Source organism: Rahnella sp. PD12R (assembly GCF_019200965.1).
Taxonomy (GTDB): domain Bacteria; phylum Pseudomonadota; class Gammaproteobacteria; order Enterobacterales; family Enterobacteriaceae; genus Rahnella; species Rahnella laticis.
Genome location: NZ_JAHTMS010000002.1, coordinates 280,288 through 299,020, shown reverse-complemented (window position 1 = coordinate 299,020; position 18,733 = coordinate 280,288). Strand labels below are relative to the sequence as shown.

At 54.4% G+C, this 18,733-nt stretch carries 15 protein-coding genes and 1 other annotated feature; of the genes, 11 read left to right on the top strand and 4 right to left on the bottom strand.

The annotated features are described in order from the left end of the window. Entirely contained in the window at window positions 1-1,563 is a 1,563-nt protein-coding gene (locus KWG64_RS05300) for an anthranilate synthase component 1 (RefSeq protein WP_218521157.1), read from the bottom strand. Window positions 1,564-1,605: 42 nt separating this feature from the next. Beyond that, window positions 1,606-1,708, bottom strand: a sequence feature (Trp leader region). 337 nt (window positions 1,709-2,045) lie between these two features. Between KWG64_RS05300 and KWG64_RS05295 the strand changes: the two genes are divergently transcribed. The 7 genes from KWG64_RS05295 to cobT all read left to right on the top strand — a co-directional run bounded on the left by KWG64_RS05295 (window position 2,046) and on the right by cobT (window position 8,276). Next, window positions 2,046-2,969 carry a PHP domain-containing protein gene (locus tag KWG64_RS05295; RefSeq protein WP_255562092.1) on the top strand — a complete coding sequence of 308 codons (924 nt, stop codon included), beginning with the start codon at window positions 2,046-2,048 and terminating at the stop codon, window positions 2,967-2,969. A gap of 71 nt (window positions 2,970-3,040) precedes the next feature. Continuing rightward, window positions 3,041-3,661, top strand: coding sequence for an L-threonylcarbamoyladenylate synthase (locus KWG64_RS05290; RefSeq protein WP_195812569.1), 621 nt, complete (start codon window positions 3,041-3,043; stop codon window positions 3,659-3,661). Between the two features lie 568 nt (window positions 3,662-4,229). Continuing rightward, a complete protein-coding gene (gene rluB, locus KWG64_RS05285) occupies window positions 4,230-5,150 on the top strand; it encodes a 23S rRNA pseudouridine(2605) synthase RluB (protein ID WP_255562107.1) in 921 nt (306 codons plus the stop codon). Window positions 5,151-5,272: 122 nt separating this feature from the next. Beyond that, a complete protein-coding gene (gene cobU, locus KWG64_RS05280) occupies window positions 5,273-5,827 on the top strand; it encodes a bifunctional adenosylcobinamide kinase/adenosylcobinamide-phosphate guanylyltransferase (RefSeq protein WP_218521156.1) in 555 nt (184 codons plus the stop codon). Between the two features lie 13 nt (window positions 5,828-5,840). Next, a complete protein-coding gene (gene cobS, locus KWG64_RS05275) occupies window positions 5,841-6,593 on the top strand; it encodes an adenosylcobinamide-GDP ribazoletransferase (protein ID WP_218521155.1) in 753 nt (250 codons plus the stop codon). A gap of 16 nt (window positions 6,594-6,609) precedes the next feature. After that, the gene (cobC, locus tag KWG64_RS05270; protein ID WP_218521154.1) at window positions 6,610-7,206 is read left to right on the top strand and encodes an alpha-ribazole phosphatase; all 597 of its coding nucleotides are present in this window, start codon (window positions 6,610-6,612) and stop codon (window positions 7,204-7,206) included. Window positions 7,207-7,232: 26 nt separating this feature from the next. Then, window positions 7,233-8,276 carry a nicotinate-nucleotide--dimethylbenzimidazole phosphoribosyltransferase gene (gene cobT / locus KWG64_RS05265; protein WP_218521153.1) on the top strand — a complete coding sequence of 348 codons (1,044 nt, stop codon included), beginning with the start codon at window positions 7,233-7,235 and terminating at the stop codon, window positions 8,274-8,276. Window positions 8,277-8,318: 42 nt separating this feature from the next. Here cobT and cobO read toward each other — a convergent pair whose 3' ends face one another. Further along, entirely contained in the window at window positions 8,319-8,909 is a 591-nt protein-coding gene (gene cobO, locus KWG64_RS05260) for a cob(I)yrinic acid a,c-diamide adenosyltransferase (RefSeq protein ID WP_195824562.1), read from the bottom strand. Window positions 8,910-8,920: 11 nt separating this feature from the next. After that, window positions 8,921-9,682: a YciK family oxidoreductase gene (locus KWG64_RS05255; protein ID WP_195812563.1), complete on the bottom strand. Its 762-nt coding sequence runs from the start codon at window positions 9,680-9,682 to the stop codon at window positions 8,921-8,923. A gap of 357 nt (window positions 9,683-10,039) precedes the next feature. On the opposite strand from KWG64_RS05255, the gene sohB reads away from it, so the two are divergent. Then, window positions 10,040-11,083 carry a protease SohB gene (sohB, locus tag KWG64_RS05250; protein WP_218521152.1) on the top strand — a complete coding sequence of 348 codons (1,044 nt, stop codon included), beginning with the start codon at window positions 10,040-10,042 and terminating at the stop codon, window positions 11,081-11,083. 115 nt (window positions 11,084-11,198) lie between these two features. Here sohB and KWG64_RS05245 read toward each other — a convergent pair whose 3' ends face one another. Further along, the gene (locus tag KWG64_RS05245; protein WP_152325942.1) at window positions 11,199-11,450 is read right to left on the bottom strand and encodes a YciN family protein; all 252 of its coding nucleotides are present in this window, start codon (window positions 11,448-11,450) and stop codon (window positions 11,199-11,201) included. Between the two features lie 461 nt (window positions 11,451-11,911). On the opposite strand from KWG64_RS05245, the gene topA reads away from it, so the two are divergent. From topA to acnA, 3 genes are all read left to right on the top strand, one after another. Beyond that, on the top strand, window positions 11,912-14,509 hold the full coding sequence (gene topA, locus KWG64_RS05240; protein ID WP_195812561.1) for a type I DNA topoisomerase: 2,598 nt from the start codon (window positions 11,912-11,914) through the stop codon (window positions 14,507-14,509). Between the two features lie 346 nt (window positions 14,510-14,855). Then, entirely contained in the window at window positions 14,856-15,830 is a 975-nt protein-coding gene (gene cysB, locus KWG64_RS05235) for an HTH-type transcriptional regulator CysB (protein ID WP_152325944.1), read from the top strand. Window positions 15,831-16,028: 198 nt separating this feature from the next. Then, window positions 16,029-18,704: an aconitate hydratase AcnA gene (gene acnA, locus KWG64_RS05230; RefSeq protein ID WP_218521151.1), complete on the top strand. Its 2,676-nt coding sequence runs from the start codon at window positions 16,029-16,031 to the stop codon at window positions 18,702-18,704. Window positions 18,705-18,733 lie beyond the last annotated feature (29 nt).

The following is an 18,733-nucleotide window of genomic DNA, read 5'->3' as shown; positions in this document are numbered from 1 at the left end:
TTAAAATACCTCTTTCGCATTGTGGGCAGTGGCGATGGCACGCAGCACGGCACGGGCTTTATTACGGGTTTCGTCAGCTTCGGCTTGTGGAACGGAATCGAGCACCACGCCGCCGCCCGCCTGAACGGTGGCAATGCCGTCTTCCACATACGCGGAGCGGATGACGATGCAGGTGTCCAGATCACCGTGTGCGGTGAAATAGCCCACTGCGCCGCCGTAACTGCCTCGACGGGTTTGCTCAGAGGCTGAAATCAGCTGCATGGCGCGGACTTTTGGTGCGCCGGTCAGCGTGCCCATATTCATGACGGCCTGATAAGCGTGCAGCACATCCAGATCGGCGCGCAGCGTACCAACAACGCGGGACACCAGATGCATCACGAAGGAATAACGGTCAACTTTGGTCAGGTCCGCGACGTAACGGCTGCCCGGCTCGCAGATACGCGCCAGATCGTTACGCGCTAAATCCACCAGCATCAGATGCTCGGCCAGCTCTTTATGGTCGGTGCGCATTTCCAGTTCGATGCGGCTGTCGAGATCCAAATCCAGCGAGCCGTCAGCACGGCGACCACGCGGGCGGGTACCGGCAATCGGGTAAATTTCAATCTGGCGGTTAGTTGCATCGTATTTCAGTGCGCTTTCCGGTGACGCGCCGAACAGCGTGAAATCGTTGTCCTGCATGAAGAACATATACGGACTTGGGTTGTTGTTTTTCAGCGTTTCGTAGGCCGCCAGCGGAGCAGGGCATGGCAGGGAGAAACGGCGTGACGGCACAACCTGGAAGATTTCACCGGCGCGGATCGCCACTTTCATTTTCTCAACCACGGCACCAAAAACCTCATCGGTCTGGTTCACGCTCAGCTGCATTTCCGGCACGCTCTGGTGCGGGATGTTATGTGGCGGCAATTGCAGCTGATGTTGCAGCTGTTCCAGACGCTCATGCAGACGCTGTTTTTCCTCAGAAGACGGCGTAAACAGGCTGGCCTGCAAACGGCAGGTGCGGTTCTGGTGGTCGAGCACCAGCAGGGTTTCTGCCAGATAGAAGCAGAAATCCGGGCAACGCTGGTCGGACGCTAACTGCGGCAAATCTTCAAAACCGGCAACAAGGTCATAAGCAAACAGGCCGCCGAGGAACATCGCTTCACGCTCGTGTGCCGGTGATTCCACCGAAGTCAGAATGCTGCGCAGGGCGTCGAAAACAGAGCGGGAACGCAGACGGGCATCTTCATCCTGCATCTGGTCGATCGCCGGGAAAGTCAGTTCGCGGCCATTCGGGCGAACGTCATTGCGAATTTCAGACGGCAGCGCGCTGTCGATCAGCGGCAGCAACGACGCACCGTTCGGTGTCAGTGCCTGAATGGAAACCCGGGAACCCAGCGCGGTGATGCGCAGGGCGCTGTCGACAATCAACAGGCTCTTCAGGTTTTCCTTGCTGGTGACTTCTGAGGATTCCAGCAGCAGGGTCGCCGGACGCGCGCCGCACAGTTGATGAAAGATGGCCGTTGGATCGCCGCGGTAACATCCTTGTGCGGTCAGCAATTCTAAACGTGGTTTTTGAATAGTCATTTTGCTTCCTGAAATTTTCTGAACGTTTTCAAACAGACGGCCACAAAAAAGCCCGCGTTAAGCGGGCTTCGGAAATCTTGCAGCGTCTGATGACAGCTATGCGTGATTACTCCGCCCGACAAGGGGAAGTACGCCACCAGCTGAGAACCGCCATCATGTGAGTTTTCATCATCAGACACTCTTTTTAAGTTTGGGAAAGTTCGTGTTTATAAGAACTGCGCGTTCTTAAAACCTAAACTTTCTGAATTCGTTTGTCACGCCGTTCATTACTGAATCATCCCGTGAACTTGCGTACTAGTAAACTAGTTCATGAAGGCAAAGTCAACCCTCAATTTGTCTGATTTCACACCTTTAGTGCGGTCAGATTGTTATCGCACCGTAACCGTGCGTAAAAACCGGGTGAAATCATCCCTAACGTGCACAGCGCTAACGCGTTATGATAAGTGCTGCATTCAGAAACAGGTTAAATCCCCGACGTGACGATGACTTCGCCAACAACAGCTTCACCCTCAGCAGACGATCAGACTTCCGGCACTGCATTCAGGATCTACGATCTCCACAGCCACACTACCGCATCGGACGGCTATTTAACGCCCGAAGCGCTGGTGGCCCGCGCCGTTGAAATGCGGGTTGGCGTTCTGGCGATCACCGATCACGACAGCATCGAAGGGCTGGCGCGTGCAGCGCAGGCGATAGCCAGCAAGCAACTTCCGCTGCAACTGGTGAACGGCGTTGAGATTTCGACGCTGTGGGAAAACCATGAGATTCATATTGTCGGATTAGGCATTGACCCTGAACATCCGGCGATGGTGAGTCTGCTGAAAAGTCAGGCTGAACTCCGCCAGCAGCGCGCGCAGGAAATGGGTCGCCGGTTGGCGAAAGCACGCATCGAAGGTGCGTGGGAAGGAGCGTTGCGTCTGGCGCAGGGCGGTGCGGTCACACGCGCACATTTTGCCCGGTATCTGGTTGAATTTGGTGCGGCGGATAACATCGCGCAGGTCTTCAAAAAGTACCTCGCCAAAGGCAAGACCGGCTACGTTCCGCCACAGTGGTGTACAATAGAACAATCTATTGAAGCTATTCATCAGTCTGGCGGGCAGGCCGTTGTCGCGCATCCGGGACGTTATGACCTGTCGACAAAATGGCTGAAACGCCTGCTGGCCTATTTTTCTGAGCATGGCGGTGATGCGATGGAAGTCGCGCAGTGTCAGCAGGCGCCGAACGAACGCGCGCAGCTGGCGGCCTTTGCCCGCGATTATCAACTGCTGGCTTCGCAAGGTTCTGATTTCCATCAGCCCTGCTCGTGGATTGAACTGGGGCGCAAACTTTGGCTTCCCGCAGGTGTGGAACCGGTGTGGAAAAACTGGCCGGTCACCGAAAAAAAGCCAGAAATTGAACTGGTCTGAACCCTGCTTTATGACGTCATTTTTTACGCTGACGTCACAGAGGGCAGACCTGAAAAGAATTGAGAGGAACAATGAGTCAATATTTCTATATTCATCCTGAAAATCCGCAGCCACGTCTGATCAGTCAGGCGGTTGAATTGCTGCGCAAAGGGAATGTGATCGTTTACCCGACCGATTCGGGCTACGCGCTGGGCTGTCGCCTGGAAGAAAAGAACGCGATGGAGCGCATTTGCCGTATCCGTCAGCTGGACGGTAACCACAACTTCACGCTGGTCTGCCGCGATTTGTCTGAGCTTTCCACATACGCGTACGTGGATAACTCAGCTTTCCGTCTGATCAAAAATAATACGCCGGGTAACTACACGTTTATTCTGAAAGCGACGAAAGAAGTGCCGCGCCGTCTGATGAGCGAAAAGCGTAAGACGATCGGTTTACGCGTGCCGTCCAACCCGATTGCAATTGCACTGCTCGACGCGCTGGGCGAGCCGCTGATGTCCACCACGCTGATGCTGCCGGGCAATGACTTTGCGGAGTCTGATCCGGAAGACATCAAAGATCACCTGGGCAAACTGGTCGATCTGGTCATTGACGGCGGTTCGCTGGGCCAGCAGCCGACCACGGTCATCGATCTGACCGAGTCATCGCCGGAAGTGGTCCGCGAAGGCGCGGGCGATCCCACGCCGTTCCGGTAACTGCTTGTTTGAAAAATAATCAGCCCGCAAATCCCTTAGCAGGATACAAATTGCGGATAAATGTGTATAATGGCGGGCTGACTTTTTTGTAAGTCGTTGTATTAAAGCGCAATAAACGAATTTTGGCGGGCAGACAATGGGTCACATTGTGCTGCCGGCTCCCCCCGACGCCTGTGAAGGCGACAAATGAGGCTGCTCAATGAGCGAGAAGTATAATTCCCAGAAGCACACCAGCGACAAATCCAAACCGGCACGTTCGTCTGGTGACAAGCCTAAAAGCGGCAGAAATTCCGGCGCAGCGAAAAGCCGTCCGGAACCGTCGCGGGCTGAAAAGCGTGGTGAAAAGCCACGTACCGATAAGCCACGTTCTGACAAACCGCGTACCGATAAACCGCGTGCTGACGCAGGTCGCAGCGATTCACGTTCTGATTCCCGCATTGAAAAACCCCGCATGGGCAAACCGGCACGTCCGGACAACGCGCGTGATGATAAAAAGCGTCCGCTGAAACCACGTGGCACCAAGCCTAAAGCTGAAGCACTGTTTGATGAAAACGGTGACGAAGAAGAAGTGAAGTACCAGAAGCCGAAAAATGCGCTGGACAGCACCGAAGGGCAAACTGAAAAACTGCAAAAAGTTCTCGCGCGTGCGGGCCACGGTTCACGTCGTGAAGTTGAAGCGATGATCCAGGCTGGCCGCGTCAGCGTTGACGGTAAAATCTCAACGCTGGGCGATCGTGTTGAAGTCACCGGCGGGACAAAAATCCGTCTCGACGGCCACATCCTGTCGGTGATGGAGTCTCAAGACACCGTCTGCCGCGTGCTGGCGTACTACAAACCGGAAGGCGAACTGTGTACGCGCAGTGATCCGGAAGGGCGTCCGACCGTCTTTGACCGTTTGCCGAAAATGCGCGGTTCACGCTGGATTGCCGTGGGTCGTCTGGACGTTAACACCTCCGGTCTGTTGTTATTCACCACCGACGGTGAACTGGCTAACCGCCTGATGCACCCGAGCCGTGAAGTGGAACGTGAGTATGCGGTACGTGTATTCGGTCAGGTTGATGATGAAAAAATCAAACAACTGAGCCGTGGCGTTCAGCTGGAAGACGGCCCTGCCGCTTTCCGCTCCATCAAATTCCAGGGCGGCGAAGGCCTGAATCAGTGGTACAACGTGACCCTGACAGAAGGGCGTAACCGCGAAGTTCGCCGTCTGTGGGAAGCCGTTGGCGTTCAGGTGAGCCGTCTGATCCGCGTGCGTTACGGTGACCTGAACCTGCCTAAAGGCCTGCCTCGCGGCGGCTATAAAGAGCTGGATCTGCCGGACATCAACTATCTGCGCATACTGGTCGATATGACCGAAGAAACCGTCAGCAAACTGCCGGTTGAGCGCGATCGTCGTCGTGTTAAAGCCAACCAGATCCGTCGCGCCGTGAAGCGCCACACGTCTGTGGCTCCGGCACGTCGTACCACCGGACCGGCTAAACGGGGTTAATCGCTGACAAGCGAAAGGCTAACCGTTATGCTCATAAACCGCAGCTCTCACCGGCTGCGGTTTTTTTTGCACAAAAATCAGGGCGAAACATGATTGTTCGCTCAATCCAAAGGGAGCCGATTATGATGCTGATTACCGGCGGTGCGCGCAGCGGTAAAAGTCGTTTTGCTGAACAGATCGCAGAAAAGCGGGGCGGAGACGTGTTGTATATCGCCACGTCAGCGGTGACGGATGCGGAAATGGCCGAGCGGATCCGCTTCCACCAGCAGCAGCGTCCGGCGCACTGGCACACGTTTGAAAGTCACCGTGATTTAGGCGACGTTGTGCGCCTGAAGCAGACTGAATTCCCGACGATCGTGATTGAATGCATCACAACGCTGATCACAAATCTGCTGTTTGATATGGCCGGTGAATCTGAGCCGGAAGCCATGGATTTCACCGCCATCGAACAGCATATTCTGGCGCAAATCACTGGACTGGCGGACGCCGCGCAGCATTGTGAAACGGAAGTGATTATCGTCACCAATGAAGTCGGTATGGGGATTGTGCCGGATAACCTGTTGTCGCGGCGCTTTCGTGACATCGCCGGGCGGGTGAACCAGCAACTGGCGGCTGCGGCGGATGACGTATATCTGGTGGTTTCCGGGATCCCGGTGCCGGTAAAAACTTCTGCGTAAAAAGGATATTACGATGATGACATGGCGTCTGTTTCTCGCGACGTTGCAGTTCCTCACCCGCATACCGGTAAAAGAACGCTGGTGTGACGGTGTTGAAATGAAAGATTACCCGCGCGGGATTGTGTGTTTCCCATTCGTCGGGCTGGTAGTCGGCCTGCTTTCTGCGCTGGTCTGGGGGATTCTGGTTCCGCACGTTGGCGCATTTCCGGCGGCGGTTGCCGCGGTTATCGCTCACATTATGCTGACCGGCGCACTGCACCTTGACGGGCTGGCGGACACCTGCGACGGGTTGTTTTCGGTACGCAGCCGGGAGCGCATTCTGGAGATTATGCGCGACAGCCGCATTGGCACCAACGGCGCACTGGCACTGATTGTCGCTATTTTGCTGCGCGCGACGCTGATTTATCAGTTAAGCGCCGACGGGCTGGCAGTGTTTGCAGTGCTGGTCGTAACGCCGGTTATCGGGCGGGGAATGATGTCCGTCATGATGTTCAGGCAGTCTTACGCGCGGGAATCGGGCATGGGCAACCTGTTTATCGGCAAAATCAGCGAAGGGCGCTTTTATGCGACGCTGCTGCTGATGGCTGCGCTGGTTTTGTTTATCGCCGGTTTCTCCACGCTGTTTGCCCTGCTGGTGACGCTGTGCTTTACCTTTGCCTTCCGCCGCTTTGTCGCCAGCCGCATAGGCGGACAAACCGGTGACACGTTAGGCGCGGCCTGCGAATTAAGCGAACTGGTTTTTCTGTTCTTACTTTTATGGCACTGAGATCCGGAAAAAATAAATGAAACTGTATCTGATACGACACGGACAAACTCAGGCAAACGTTGACGGCGTTTTCTGCGGCAGCAGCGATATCGCACTGACCGCGCAGGGCGAAACCCAGGCGCAGCACGTCGCCCGCCAGCTGGCGCAAACACCGCTTGATTGCGTGATCCACTCCGGCATGCGGCGCAGCCTGGCCACGGCAGAATTTATCGTTAAAGGGCGCGAAATCGCTGTAGAAAGCCAGCCTCTTCTCCGGGAAATGGGATTCGGCGAATGGGAAATGCGCCATCACAAAGAGCTGGAGGCCTCGGAGGCAGAAGGTTATCAGCAGTGGTGTCAGGACTGGCAAAAAGCGGCAGTGCCTCAGGGCGAATCCTTCACTGAATTCACCGGGCGGATCCGTCAGGCGTTGCAGCAAATTCACCTGCGTCCGCAGGGAAACCGCGTGGCTATTGTGGCGCATCAGGGGTCGCTCAGCCTGCTGCTGGCGATGATGCTCAAACTCGCGCCCGCTGACATGTGGCGCTTTCCGTTTAAACAAGGCTGCCTGTGCGAAATCGATTTAAGCCCGGGCGCCTGTGTTATCCAACGTTTCAACGACAGCGGTATTTAACTTTTTAATCACGATAAGGAACACCGATGGCTTCGCTGGCAAATATCATCCGTCAGATTGCTGAACCCGACGCAGAGGCCGCACGGGCTGCCGCAGAGCGTCTGGACAGCCTGGTTAAACCGCTGGGCAGTCTCGGGCGTCTGGAACAACTGGCCGTTCAGCTGGCGTCGATTCGCGGTAAAGCACCACTGAAATTCCCCAGCAAAGAAATTCTGGTGATGGCCGCCGATCACGGCGTATGGCACGAAGGCGTAACGCCTTCGCCGCAGGTCGTCACCGCAATTCAGGCGGTGAATATTGTGCAGGGAAAAGCCGGTGTTTCCGTGCTGGCGCGTAACGCCGGTGCGCAGGTGACGCTGGTCGACTGCGGGATACTCGGCCCGGACATTCCCGGCACGCTGAACCACAAAGTCGCGCAAGGCACCGGCAATATTGCGACCGGCCCGGCGATGACCCGTGAGCAGGCGGAATCGCTGCTGATCTGGAGCGCAGAGCGTGTGATTGCAAAAGCGGCAAGCGGGTTATCTCTGCTGGCGGTCGGTGAGCTGGGCATGGCAAACACCACGCCCGCGGCGGCGATGGTGGCGGTGCTCACCGGCGCAGCCCCTGCGCAAACGGTCGGGCTGGGCGCTAATCTTCCGCCGGAGCGGTTGGCCCATAAAATCAGCGTGGTGGAAAAAGCCATTGCGGTGAATCAGCCGGATGCTGCGGATGCGCTGGATGTGATGGCGAAAGTCGGCGGGTTCGAGCTTGTCGGTATGGCGGGCGCAATGATCGGTGCGGCGGCGGCGGGAATTCCGGTGGTGCTGGACGGTTTCCTGTCTTACGCGTCGGCACTGGCGGCCTGTCAGATGGCACCGGCGCTGAAACCGTATCTTATTCCGTCACATCTTTCGGCGGAGCAGGGCGCGACAATTGCCCTTGAGGCGCTGGGTTTGCAGCCTTATTTTGATCTGAGTTTGCGTCTGGGCGAGGGCAGCGGTGCCGCGCTGGCGTTACCGCTGATTGATGCTGCCTGCGCTGTTCATAATGAAATGGCGACACTGGCGGAGTGTCAGATAACGCTCTGAAACTTAAGTTTTAACGCTTACGTTTAAAAGCAAAGCAGGGTGTTACCAGTCAATGCCCTGCTGCGCCATAATGCCCGCATCAAAAGCATGCTTCACCGGACGCAGTTCGCTGACGGTATCGGCCAGCTCCAGCAGATCCCGATGGCAGCCGCGGCCGGTGATAATCACCGTCTGGTGCGCCGGACGGGCATTAAGCGCATCAACCACTTCCTGCAAATCCAGATAGCCGAAACTGACCATATACGTCAGTTCATCGAGCACGACGAGATCTAACGTGGCATCGGCCAGCATGCGTTTTCCATGCTGCCAGACGGCCTGACAGGCGGCGGTGTCTGTTTCTTTATTTTGTGTTTCCCAGGTGAAACCGGTCGCCATCACCTGAAATTCGACGCCATGCGGTTCCAGCAGATTTTTCTCGCCGTTCGGCCATTCGCCTTTAATAAACTGGATCACCGCCGCGCGCATTCCGTGCCCGACGGCGCGGGTTACTGTCCCGAAAGCGGCAGTGGTTTTGCCTTTGCCGTTGCCGGTAAACACAATCAAAATACCGCGCTGCTCTTTTGCCGCGTCAATGCGCGCATCAACCTGTTCTTTCAGCTTTTGCTGGCGCTGCTTGTGGCGATCTTCAGTCATGTTCGGCTCCGTTATTCGGCCGGACCGGCTTTACGGCCCGGCTGGGCATCAAAACTGATACCGGTTTTACGACGGCTGTCATCGCCCATCAGGTAGAGATACAGCGGCATGATGTCAGCCGGTGTTTTGAGTTTATCTTTGTTTTCATCAGGGAACGCCGACGCGCGCATGCCGGTGCGGGTTCCGCCCGGATTAATGCAGTTCACCCGCAGACCAGTGTGTTTATGTTCTTCGGCCAGCACCTGCATCATGCCTTCGGTGGCGAATTTCGATACCGCGTACGCGCCCCAGCCGCTGCGGCCTTCGCGCCCGACGCTGGACGTTGTGAACACCAGCGACGCGCTGGCCGGTTTGAGCAGCAGCGGCAGCAAGGCCTGCGTCAGCATAAACGTCGCGTTGACGTTCACCTGCATCACGTTCATCCAGTCCTGCAATCTGATTTCGGCCATCGGCGTAATCTCCGTCAGCAGCCCGGCATTATGTAAAACGCCGTCGAGATGCGGCACCCATCCGGCAATCTGGCTGGCGACGCGCTGGCAATCCTGCTCGCTGGCGGTCAGTAAATCGAGCGCATAAATGAACGCAGGACGCAGGTTTTTCGCGGCAATTTCCTGCTGAACGCTGGCCAGTTTGCTTTCGGTGCGTCCGAGTAAAATGACCTGCGCGCCAAAGCGGGCGTAGGTCAGCGCCGCTTCGCGCCCGATGCCGTCACCTGCGCCGGTGATCAGAATAATGCGGTTGTTGAGCAGGTCAGATTTCGGATGGTAATGCATGGGCAGTCCTCATAGTTCGGGGCGCGATGTGGCGGCGATGGCCGTCTTCACATCAGGGGCGCTGAGTATCAAAAATGCCGGGAACGGGAGAAGTTGCGCTCGACCGGAGCCCGACATTTTGGCGTGAATTTGGGGTGTTTCGGAATTGATCACCGGTTATATGCCTTAAATGGGCTGGAGTTTCAATAATTAACCCAAAAACAGACAGCTCTTTTGTAACAAAATTGGAACAATGGCGCACTCACTTTTAGTCTCTGGCATGATGTCATCTTCGAACAAGACGACGCGGCGCCGATTGTCTAGAATGTTCAGCATCTTTCATAACGGTTTTATTACCACATCGAAAAGGCGGTTTGTGTGGATTTACTTTCTCTTTATGGGCTGTTTTTGGCCAAAGTAGTGACCGTAGTGATCGCCATTGGTGCGCTGGTGGTATTGGTGGTTGGCCTTCGTCATCGCAAATCTCACGGAAAAGGTGAGTTGCAGCTGGTCGATTTAGGGGAGCAGTACCGCGAAATGCAGCGTGAAATGCGCAGCGCGCGTCTGAGTCCTGCGGAGCTGAAAATCCGCAGTAAAGAATTGAAGAAAAAGGATAAAGCGGAAGCGAAACAGAAAAAATTACAGGCAAAAGCAGGGGGAACCAAATCTAAACCTTGCCTGTATGTTCTCGATTTCAAAGGCAGTATGGACGCGCATGAAGTGACTTCGCTGCGCGAAGAAATTTCAGCCGTGCTTGCGGTGGCCACGCCGGAAGACGAAGTGCTGTTGCGCCTGGAAAGCCCGGGCGGCGTGGTTCACGGTTACGGTCTGGCCGCTTCGCAGCTGGTTCGTCTGCGCCAGAGCGGGATCCGCCTGACGGTAGCGGTAGATAAAGTCGCCGCCAGCGGAGGATATATGATGGCCTGCGTAGCTGACCGCATTGTCGCCGCACCGTTTGCCATTATCGGTTCAATTGGCGTCGTTGCGCAGATCCCTAACTTCAACCGCTTATTGAAAAAGAACGATATTGATATCGAACTGCATACGGCGGGAGAATTCAAACGCACCCTGACGCTGCTCGGTGAAAACACCGAAGAAGGGCGCGAGAAATTCCGCGAAGATCTCAACGAAACGCACGTGCTGTTCAAGGAATTTGTGCATCAGAATCGTCCTTCACTGGATATCGATACCGTGGCAACCGGTGAACACTGGTTTGGTACGCAGGCGCGTGAAAATGGGCTGATTGATGCCATCGGCACAAGCGATGATTTACTGATTGCTGAAATGAAAAATCATGAAGTGATTGCGGTGCGTTATGCCCGCCGTAAACGCATGATGGACAGATTCACCGGCAGCGCGGCGGAAAGCGCTGACCGTCTGTTCCTGCGCTGGTTGCAGCGCAGTCAGAAGCCGTTGCTGTAAACGGTTTGCCTCATTAAAAGCACAAAGAAAAAGGGACTTCGGTCCCTTTTTTTATCGGCTCGGTTTACTGAGAAAGCTAACCGGTTGCGCTTTCATTTATAGCGGATTTTTTATCTCAATCTTCGAGATGGTATTTTTCTGAAAAAAGATGGGCCAGGTGTTTAAACATATTAAATACCGCGGTGGTTTTTCGGGTCGGTAAACCGTTTTCATCCATGAAGAATTCACCGCGGAAAACCAGCACATTGCCTTTCTGTTCAACTTCTGTCGCAGCCATTCCGCTAAGATACTCATCGTGCTCACGGATAACCTTATTCGCCTCTGCCAGTAAAGCTTCGCGACTTATTGCCGATGTATTTTCGTGCATGATATTTACTCCCCACTATAATTGCTGACGTTATTGTAATCCTGACGTTGTTAAAACCGCAAATCGGCTGTGGGTAATGGCTTTACGTTATGGTTATTATTTGAACGATTCGCCGAAAAGATTGAACACATTGGCGAAAAGGGCGTTTCCGTGTTAATTAGTTTGCGTGACGATTTTAATCAGGTAGAGTGTGGGATTTTGTGGCTTCAGGTGGAATGTTTTGTTTACGCTTGGTCATTATTTGACATAGGAAAAAGCACATTCTGCTGAACCCTGTCTGGTTAATCCCTCGCAGAATCAGTGTTTTGAACCTCTGGAAGTCAGTTTGCTCTTTCTTTTAAAGAAATGAGTTGACGTTCTGACTCACTGCCGCAATATAAAAAAAGACGTGATATTGTGCCGCGGCATAACTAGACAAAATCTTCTTCAGATGATGAAGAATCATTCAGGTAAAGGTAATTATGGGTAAAGCTCTCGTAATAGTTGAGTCCCCGGCAAAAGCCAAAACGATTAATAAATATTTAGGAAATGACTACGTGGTTAAGTCCAGCGTCGGTCATATCCGTGATTTACCAACCAGTGGATCCGCTGCTAAAAAGACCGCCAACTCAACCGAAGAAAAAACAAAGAAAAAAGTAAAAAAGGATGAGAAAACCGCGCTGGTCAATCGCATGGGCGTCGATCCGTATCATGGTTGGGAAGCGCAATACGAAATACTTCCCGGTAAAGAAAAAGTCGTTGCTGAGTTAAAAGCGTTAGCGGAAAAAGCTGACCACATCTATCTCGCAACCGACCTTGACCGCGAAGGAGAGGCGATTGCCTGGCATTTGCGGGAAGTGATTGGCGGTGATGACAAACGTTTCAGCCGCGTCGTATTTAACGAAATTACCAAAAACGCGATTCAGAATGCGTTTAAAGAACCGGGCGAGCTGAATATTGATCGTGTTAATGCTCAGCAGGCGCGTCGCTTTATGGACCGCGTGGTGGGTTACATGGTTTCCCCGTTGCTGTGGAAGAAAATTGCCCGTGGTTTATCCGCTGGCCGTGTTCAGTCCGTAGCGGTTCGTCTGGTGGTTGAGCGCGAAAAAGAAATCAAAGCGTTCGTGCCGGAAGAATACTGGGAGCTGCACGCTGATTTGCTGGCGAAGAAAGAAACCGCCCTGCAAATGGAAGTGACACATCACCTCGATAAACCGTTCAAACCGGTCAATAAAGAGCAAACCCACGCCGCTGTTTCGTTGCTTGAAAAAGCGCGTTATCAGGTGGTGGATCGTGAAGATAAGCCGACCAGCAGCAAACCGGGCGCTCCTTTTATTACCTCCACGTTGCAGCAGGCGGCAAGCACGCGTCTGAGCTTTGGCGTGAAGAAAACCATGATGATGGCGCAGCGTCTCTACGAAGCCGGTCATATCACCTACATGCGTACTGACTCCACCAACCTGAGCCAGGACGCGGTAGAAATGGTTCGCGGCTACATCGGCACAAACTTTGGCGATAAATACCTGCCGAAAGCGCCGTTGCAGTACAGCAACAAAGAGAATTCTCAGGAAGCGCACGAAGCGATCCGTCCTTCTGACGTTGCCGTGGTTTCTGAGCAGCTCAAGGATATGGAAGCGGATGCGCAGCGTCTGTACCAGCTGATCTGGCGCCAGTTTGTGGCCTGCCAGATGACACCGGCGCAGTACGATTCCACCACGTTGACGGTGAAAGCGGGCGATTATTCCCTGCGCGCTAAAGGCCGTACGCTGCGTTTCGATGGCTGGACGAAAGTCATGCCAGCGTTGCGTAAAGGCGACGAAGACAGAACGCTGCCAGCCATTGAAGTCGGCACCGAACTCGAACTGCAACAGCTGCTGCCAACCCAGCACTTCACCAAACCGCCTGCGCGTTTTAGCGAAGCGTCACTGGTGAAAGAGCTGGAAAAACGTGGCATTGGCCGTCCGTCTACCTATGCGTCGATCATTTCGACCATTCAGGATCGTGGTTACGTTCACGTTGAAAACCGCCGTTTCTATGCGGAAAAAATGGGTGAAATCGTCACCGATCGTCTGGAAGATAATTTCCGCGAACTGATGAACTACGATTTCACCGCGCGTATGGAAGACGGGCTGGATCAGGTCGCGAACAATAAAGCGGAATGGAAAGCGGTTCTGGATGAGTTCTTCACCGAATTCAGCAAGCAGCTTGAAACCGCCGAGAAAGACCCTGAAGAAGGCGGTATGCGCCCGAATCAGATGGTACTGACCAGCATCGAATGCCCGACGTGCAGCCGCCCGATGGGTATCCGTACCGCCAGCACCGGTGTGTTCCTCGGGTGTTCCGGTTATGCGTTGCCGCCGAAAGAGCGCTGCAAAACCACCATCAACCTGATTGCAGATGCTGAAGTTCTGAACATCCTTGAAGGTGATGAAGCGGAAGCCAATGCGCTGCGCGCCAAACGTCGTTGCGGCAAATGCGGCACGGCGATGGACAGCTACCTGATCGACAACCAGCGCAAATTGCATGTCTGCGGTAACAACCCGGAATGTGACGGCTACGAAATCGAAGAAGGCGAATTCCGTATCAAGGGGTATGACGGCCCGATCGTTGAGTGTGAGAAATGTGGTTCTGAAATGCACCTGAAAATGGGGCGTTTCGGTAAGTACATGGGCTGTACCAACGACGAGTGTAAAAATACCCGTAAGATCCTGCGTAACGGTGACGTTGCGCCGCCGAAAGAAGATCCGGTTCCCTTGCCGGAGCTGCAATGTGAAAAGTCTGACGCCTATTTCGTTTTACGTGATGGCGCGGCGGGTGTTTTCCTGGCGGCCAATACTTTCCCTAAATCGCGCGAAACCCGTGCGCCGCTGGTGGAAGAACTGAAGCGCTTTAAAGATCGTCTGCCGGAAAAACTGAGCTATCTGGCCGATGCGCCAGTTGCTGACCCGGAAGGCAATAAATCGATGGTGCGTTTCAGCCGTAAAACGAAGCAGCAGTACGTGTCTTCAGAAAAAGATGGCAAAGCCACTGGCTGGACGGCATTTTATGTCGACGGTAAATGGGTCGAAGGTAAGAAATAGTATTATTTAGCCGGAACCCATTGTTATTCGATTGTAAAAAACCAGTCCTTCGGGCTGGTTTTTTTATTGCATTAAGATCTATCATCGACAAGTTCTTCGCGAATATCTTCTCAGGGCAGTACTGCCTGCTGTAATCCTTATGTTATCTGGCTATACAATGTGTCATTTCTTGATATAATTGTTATATAAAATTTGTTTTTATTCACATTTGTAATAAGCTAATGCGTCTGTGACATAAGACGACGCAATACAGACTTCGGGCATTCAATAAAAATCATTTCCAGTCTGTTCAGCCAGCGGGTGAACAGGGATGGTGACAGGGTTTGAAACCAGGGTGGTATGAGATATGAAATTGCAGCAACTGCGCTACATCGTAGAGGTTGTTAATCACAATCTGAACGTCAGTTCGACGGCAGAAGGCCTGTACACGTCGCAGCCAGGGATCAGTAAGCAGGTGCGCATGCTCGAAGATGAGCTGGGTATCCAGATTTTCTCCCGCAGCGGTAAACATCTGACGCAGGTCACGCCCGCCGGGCAGGAAATTATCCGCATCGCGCGCGAAGTGCTGTCGAAAGTTGACGCCATTAAAGCCGTCGCGGGCGAGCACACGTATCCCGATAAAGGGTCGCTTTACGTCGCCACGACACACACTCAGGCACGTTACGCACTGCCAAACGTCATTAAAGGTTTCATCGAGCGCTACCCGCGCGTTTCACTGCACATGCATCAGGGTTCGCCAACGCAAATCGCCGAAGCGGTCTCGAAAGGTAATGCTGATTTCGCGATTGCCACCGAAGCACTGCATCTTTACGACGACCTGATTATGCTGCCTTGCTACCACTGGAACCGTGCGGTTGTGGTTCAGCCGGATCATCCGCTGGCGGGCAAAGATAAAGTCACCATCGAAGAGTTAGCGGCGTATCCGATTGTCACCTACACCTTCGGGTTCACAGGCCGTTCTGAGCTGGACACCGCGTTTAACCGCGCCGGGCTGACGCCGCGTATCGTCTTTACCGCCACCGATGCTGACGTGATCAAAACCTACGTCCGTCTTGGCTTAGGCGTCGGCGTTATCGCCAGCATGGCCGTCGATCCGATTCAGGATCCGGATCTGGTGACGGTCGATGCGCGTGATATCTTCACGTACAGCACCACCAAAATCGGTTTCCGCCGCAGCACTTTCCTGCGCAGCTACATGTACGATTTTATCCAGCGTTTTGCGCCACATCTGACGCGCGACGTGGTGGACACCGCCATTTCCCTGCGCTCGAATGAAGATATCGAAGAGATGTTCAAAGACATTAAGTTGCCGGTGAAATAAACCGTCACGCGCTGCTGAAAATCTCCGTCCCGCGACGTCTTACGATGCCGCGGGATTTTTTTTGCCTGATGAACACTTCGTGTTGTTATGAAAATGTTAATTGAATTTTGTGTTATGTTTAACTATGCACTTATAAGCTTGCGGGTTATTCCCGGATAGCCACGCAGGCGCGAGAAATGAGCAGTAAAAGGAGAAGCTATGTCGTCCGATATTCGTGAGAAAAGTCTGGATAAACTGGCAGTCCAGAACAAGGAGTTTCATTACTACAGCCTGCCGCTCGCAGCCCAAACGCTGGGTGATCTCCAGCGCCTGCCAAAATCCCTCAAAGTTTTACTCGAAAATTTACTGCGCCACGTGGATGGCGACACCGTAACGGAAAGTGATTTGCGCGAACTGGTCGGCTGGCAGAAAACCGGCCACGCCGATCGTGAAATTGCTTACCGGCCTGCGCGCGTCCTGATGCAGGATTTTACCGGCGTACCGGCGGTGGTGGATTTAGCCGCCATGCGACAGGCGGTAAAACGTCTCGGGGGGAATGTCGACCAGGTGAACCCGTTATCGCCTGTCGATCTGGTTATCGACCACTCGGTGACGGTAGATGAATTTGGTGATGACGAAGCGTTTGATGAAAACGTCCGGCTGGAAATGGAACGCAACAACGAACGCTATCAGTTCCTCCGCTGGGGCCAGAAAGCCTTCAACCGCTTCCGCGTTGTGCCGCCGGGCACCGGGATTTGCCATCAGGTTAACCTGGAGTATCTCGGGCAGACCGTGTGGTACGAAGAGCAGAACGGTAAAACGGTCGCCTACCCGGACACGCTGGTCGGCACCGATTCGCACACCACCATGATTAACGGTCTGGGGATCCTGGGCTGGGGCTGCGGCGGGATTGAAGCGGAAGCGGCGATGCTAGGCCAGCCGGTTTCCATGCTGATCCCCGACGTTGTTGGCTTCAAACTGACCGGCAAATTGCGCGAAGGCATCACCGCAACCGATCTGGTGTTAACCGTCACGCAGATGCTGCGTAAGCACGGCGTGGTCGGCAAATTTGTTGAATTCTACGGCGACGGGCTGGCGGATTTACCGCTGGCCGACCGCGCCACGATCGCCAATATGTCACCGGAATTCGGTGCCACCTGCGGGTTCTTCCCGGTGGATGACGTCACGCTCGGTTACATGAAACTGAGCGGCCGCAGCGACGAGCAGATCGAACTGGTCAAAGCTTATTCGCAGGCGCAGGGATTATGGCGTAATGCAGGCGACGAGCCGGTATTCACCAGTACGCTGTCGCTGGATATGGGGAGCGTTGAACCGAGTCTGGCTGGCCCGAAACGTCCGCAGGATCGCGTGGCGCTGCCGGATGTGCCGAAAGCGTTTAAAGCAGCCACTGAACTGGAACTGGGAAACAGTAAACCGGGGCGCAGCGACAAGGAAACCTTCACGCTGGAAGGGCAGCATTACGCGCTCACGACCGGCGCGGTGGTGATTGCCGCCATTACGTCCTGTACCAATACGTCAAACCCCAGCGTGCTGATGGCGGCCGGTTTGCTGGCGAAGAATGCCGCTGAAAAAGGGCTGACCCGCAAACCGTGGGTGAAAACCTCGCTGGCGCCGGGTTCCAAAGTGGTGACCGATTATCTGAATGCTGCCGGTCTGATGCCATATCTTGAACAGCTCGGCTTCAATCTGGTGGGCTACGGCTGTACTACCTGTATCGGTAACTCCGGGCCGCTGCCGGAACCGATTGAATCCGCCATTAAATCCGGGGATTTAACCGTTGGCGCGGTGCTTTCCGGCAACCGGAACTTCGAAGGGCGCATTCATCCGCTGATCAAAACCAACTGGCTGGCGTCTCCGCCGCTGGTGGTGGCGTACGCGCTGGCCGGGAATATGAACGTCAATCTGACCCACGATCCGCTGGGGGAAGATGCGGATGGCAAACCGGTGTATCTGAAAGATATCTGGCCGTCGGCGGCAGAAATTGCTCATGCGGTCGGGCAGGTCACCACCGCGATGTTCCATAAAGAATATGCGGAAGTGTTTAACGGTGACGCCAGCTGGCAGGCGATTCAGGTTGAAGGCACGCCGACCTACACCTGGCAGGAAGATTCCACCTACATCCGGCATCCGCCGTTCTTCAGCGACATGAAAGCGGAACCGGATGCGCTGGAAGACATCAACGATGCCCGTATTCTGGCGATTCTGGCGGACTCCGTGACCACCGACCACATCTCGCCTGCCGGGAATATCAAAGCCGAAAGCCCGGCGGGGTTATATCTGAAACAGCACGGTGTAGAGCCGAAGGCATTTAACTCCTACGGTTCGCGGCGCGGTAATCATGAAGTGATGATGCGCGGGACATTCGCCAATATCCGTATTAAAAACGAAATGGTGCCGGGCGTGGAGGGCGGATTTACCCGCCATATTCCGTCGCAGGATCAGCTGGCGATTTACGATGCGGCGATGCGCTATCAGCATGAAAGCGTGCCAACGGCAGTGATTGCCGGTAAAGAGTACGGTTCCGGGTCGAGCCGTGACTGGGCGGCGAAAGGGCCGCGTTTGCTGGGTGTTCGCGTGGTGATTGCGGAATCCTTCGAACGTATTCACCGCTCAAACCTGATCGGCATGGGGATTTTACCGCTGGAATTCCCGCAGGGCGTGACGCGCAAGACGCTGAAACTGACCGGCGATGAGCAGATCAGCGTCCGGGGTTTGCAAACCCTGACGCCGGGGCAGGACGTCGCGGTACACATCACCTTTGCCGACGGGCATACGGAAACGGTGAACGCGCGCTGCCGTATTGATACGGGCAACGAGCTGACGTATTTCCAGAACGGCGGCATTCTGCATTATGTGATCCGCAAAATGCTCTGAATTTGTTATCTGCCGAAAATCCATGAAAA

Coding starts and splice junctions, on each gene's coding strand:
- KWG64_RS05300 (WP_218521157.1), bottom strand. CDS start 1,563: ATGACTATTCAAAAACCACGTTTAGAATTGCTGACCGCACAAGGATGT.
- KWG64_RS05295 (WP_255562092.1), top strand. CDS start 2,046: ATGACTTCGCCAACAACAGCTTCACCCTCAGCAGACGATCAGACTTCC.
- KWG64_RS05290 (WP_195812569.1), top strand. CDS start 3,041: ATGAGTCAATATTTCTATATTCATCCTGAAAATCCGCAGCCACGTCTG.
- cobU (WP_218521156.1), top strand. CDS start 5,273: ATGATGCTGATTACCGGCGGTGCGCGCAGCGGTAAAAGTCGTTTTGCT.
- cobS (WP_218521155.1), top strand. CDS start 5,841: ATGATGACATGGCGTCTGTTTCTCGCGACGTTGCAGTTCCTCACCCGC.
- cobC (WP_218521154.1), top strand. CDS start 6,610: ATGAAACTGTATCTGATACGACACGGACAAACTCAGGCAAACGTTGAC.
- cobT (WP_218521153.1), top strand. CDS start 7,233: ATGGCTTCGCTGGCAAATATCATCCGTCAGATTGCTGAACCCGACGCA.
- cobO (WP_195824562.1), bottom strand. CDS start 8,909: ATGACTGAAGATCGCCACAAGCAGCGCCAGCAAAAGCTGAAAGAACAG.
- KWG64_RS05255 (WP_195812563.1), bottom strand. CDS start 9,682: ATGCATTACCATCCGAAATCTGACCTGCTCAACAACCGCATTATTCTG.
- KWG64_RS05245 (WP_152325942.1), bottom strand. CDS start 11,450: ATGCACGAAAATACATCGGCAATAAGTCGCGAAGCTTTACTGGCAGAG.
- topA (WP_195812561.1), top strand. CDS start 11,912: ATGGGTAAAGCTCTCGTAATAGTTGAGTCCCCGGCAAAAGCCAAAACG.
- cysB (WP_152325944.1), top strand. CDS start 14,856: ATGAAATTGCAGCAACTGCGCTACATCGTAGAGGTTGTTAATCACAAT.
- acnA (WP_218521151.1), top strand. CDS start 16,029: ATGTCGTCCGATATTCGTGAGAAAAGTCTGGATAAACTGGCAGTCCAG.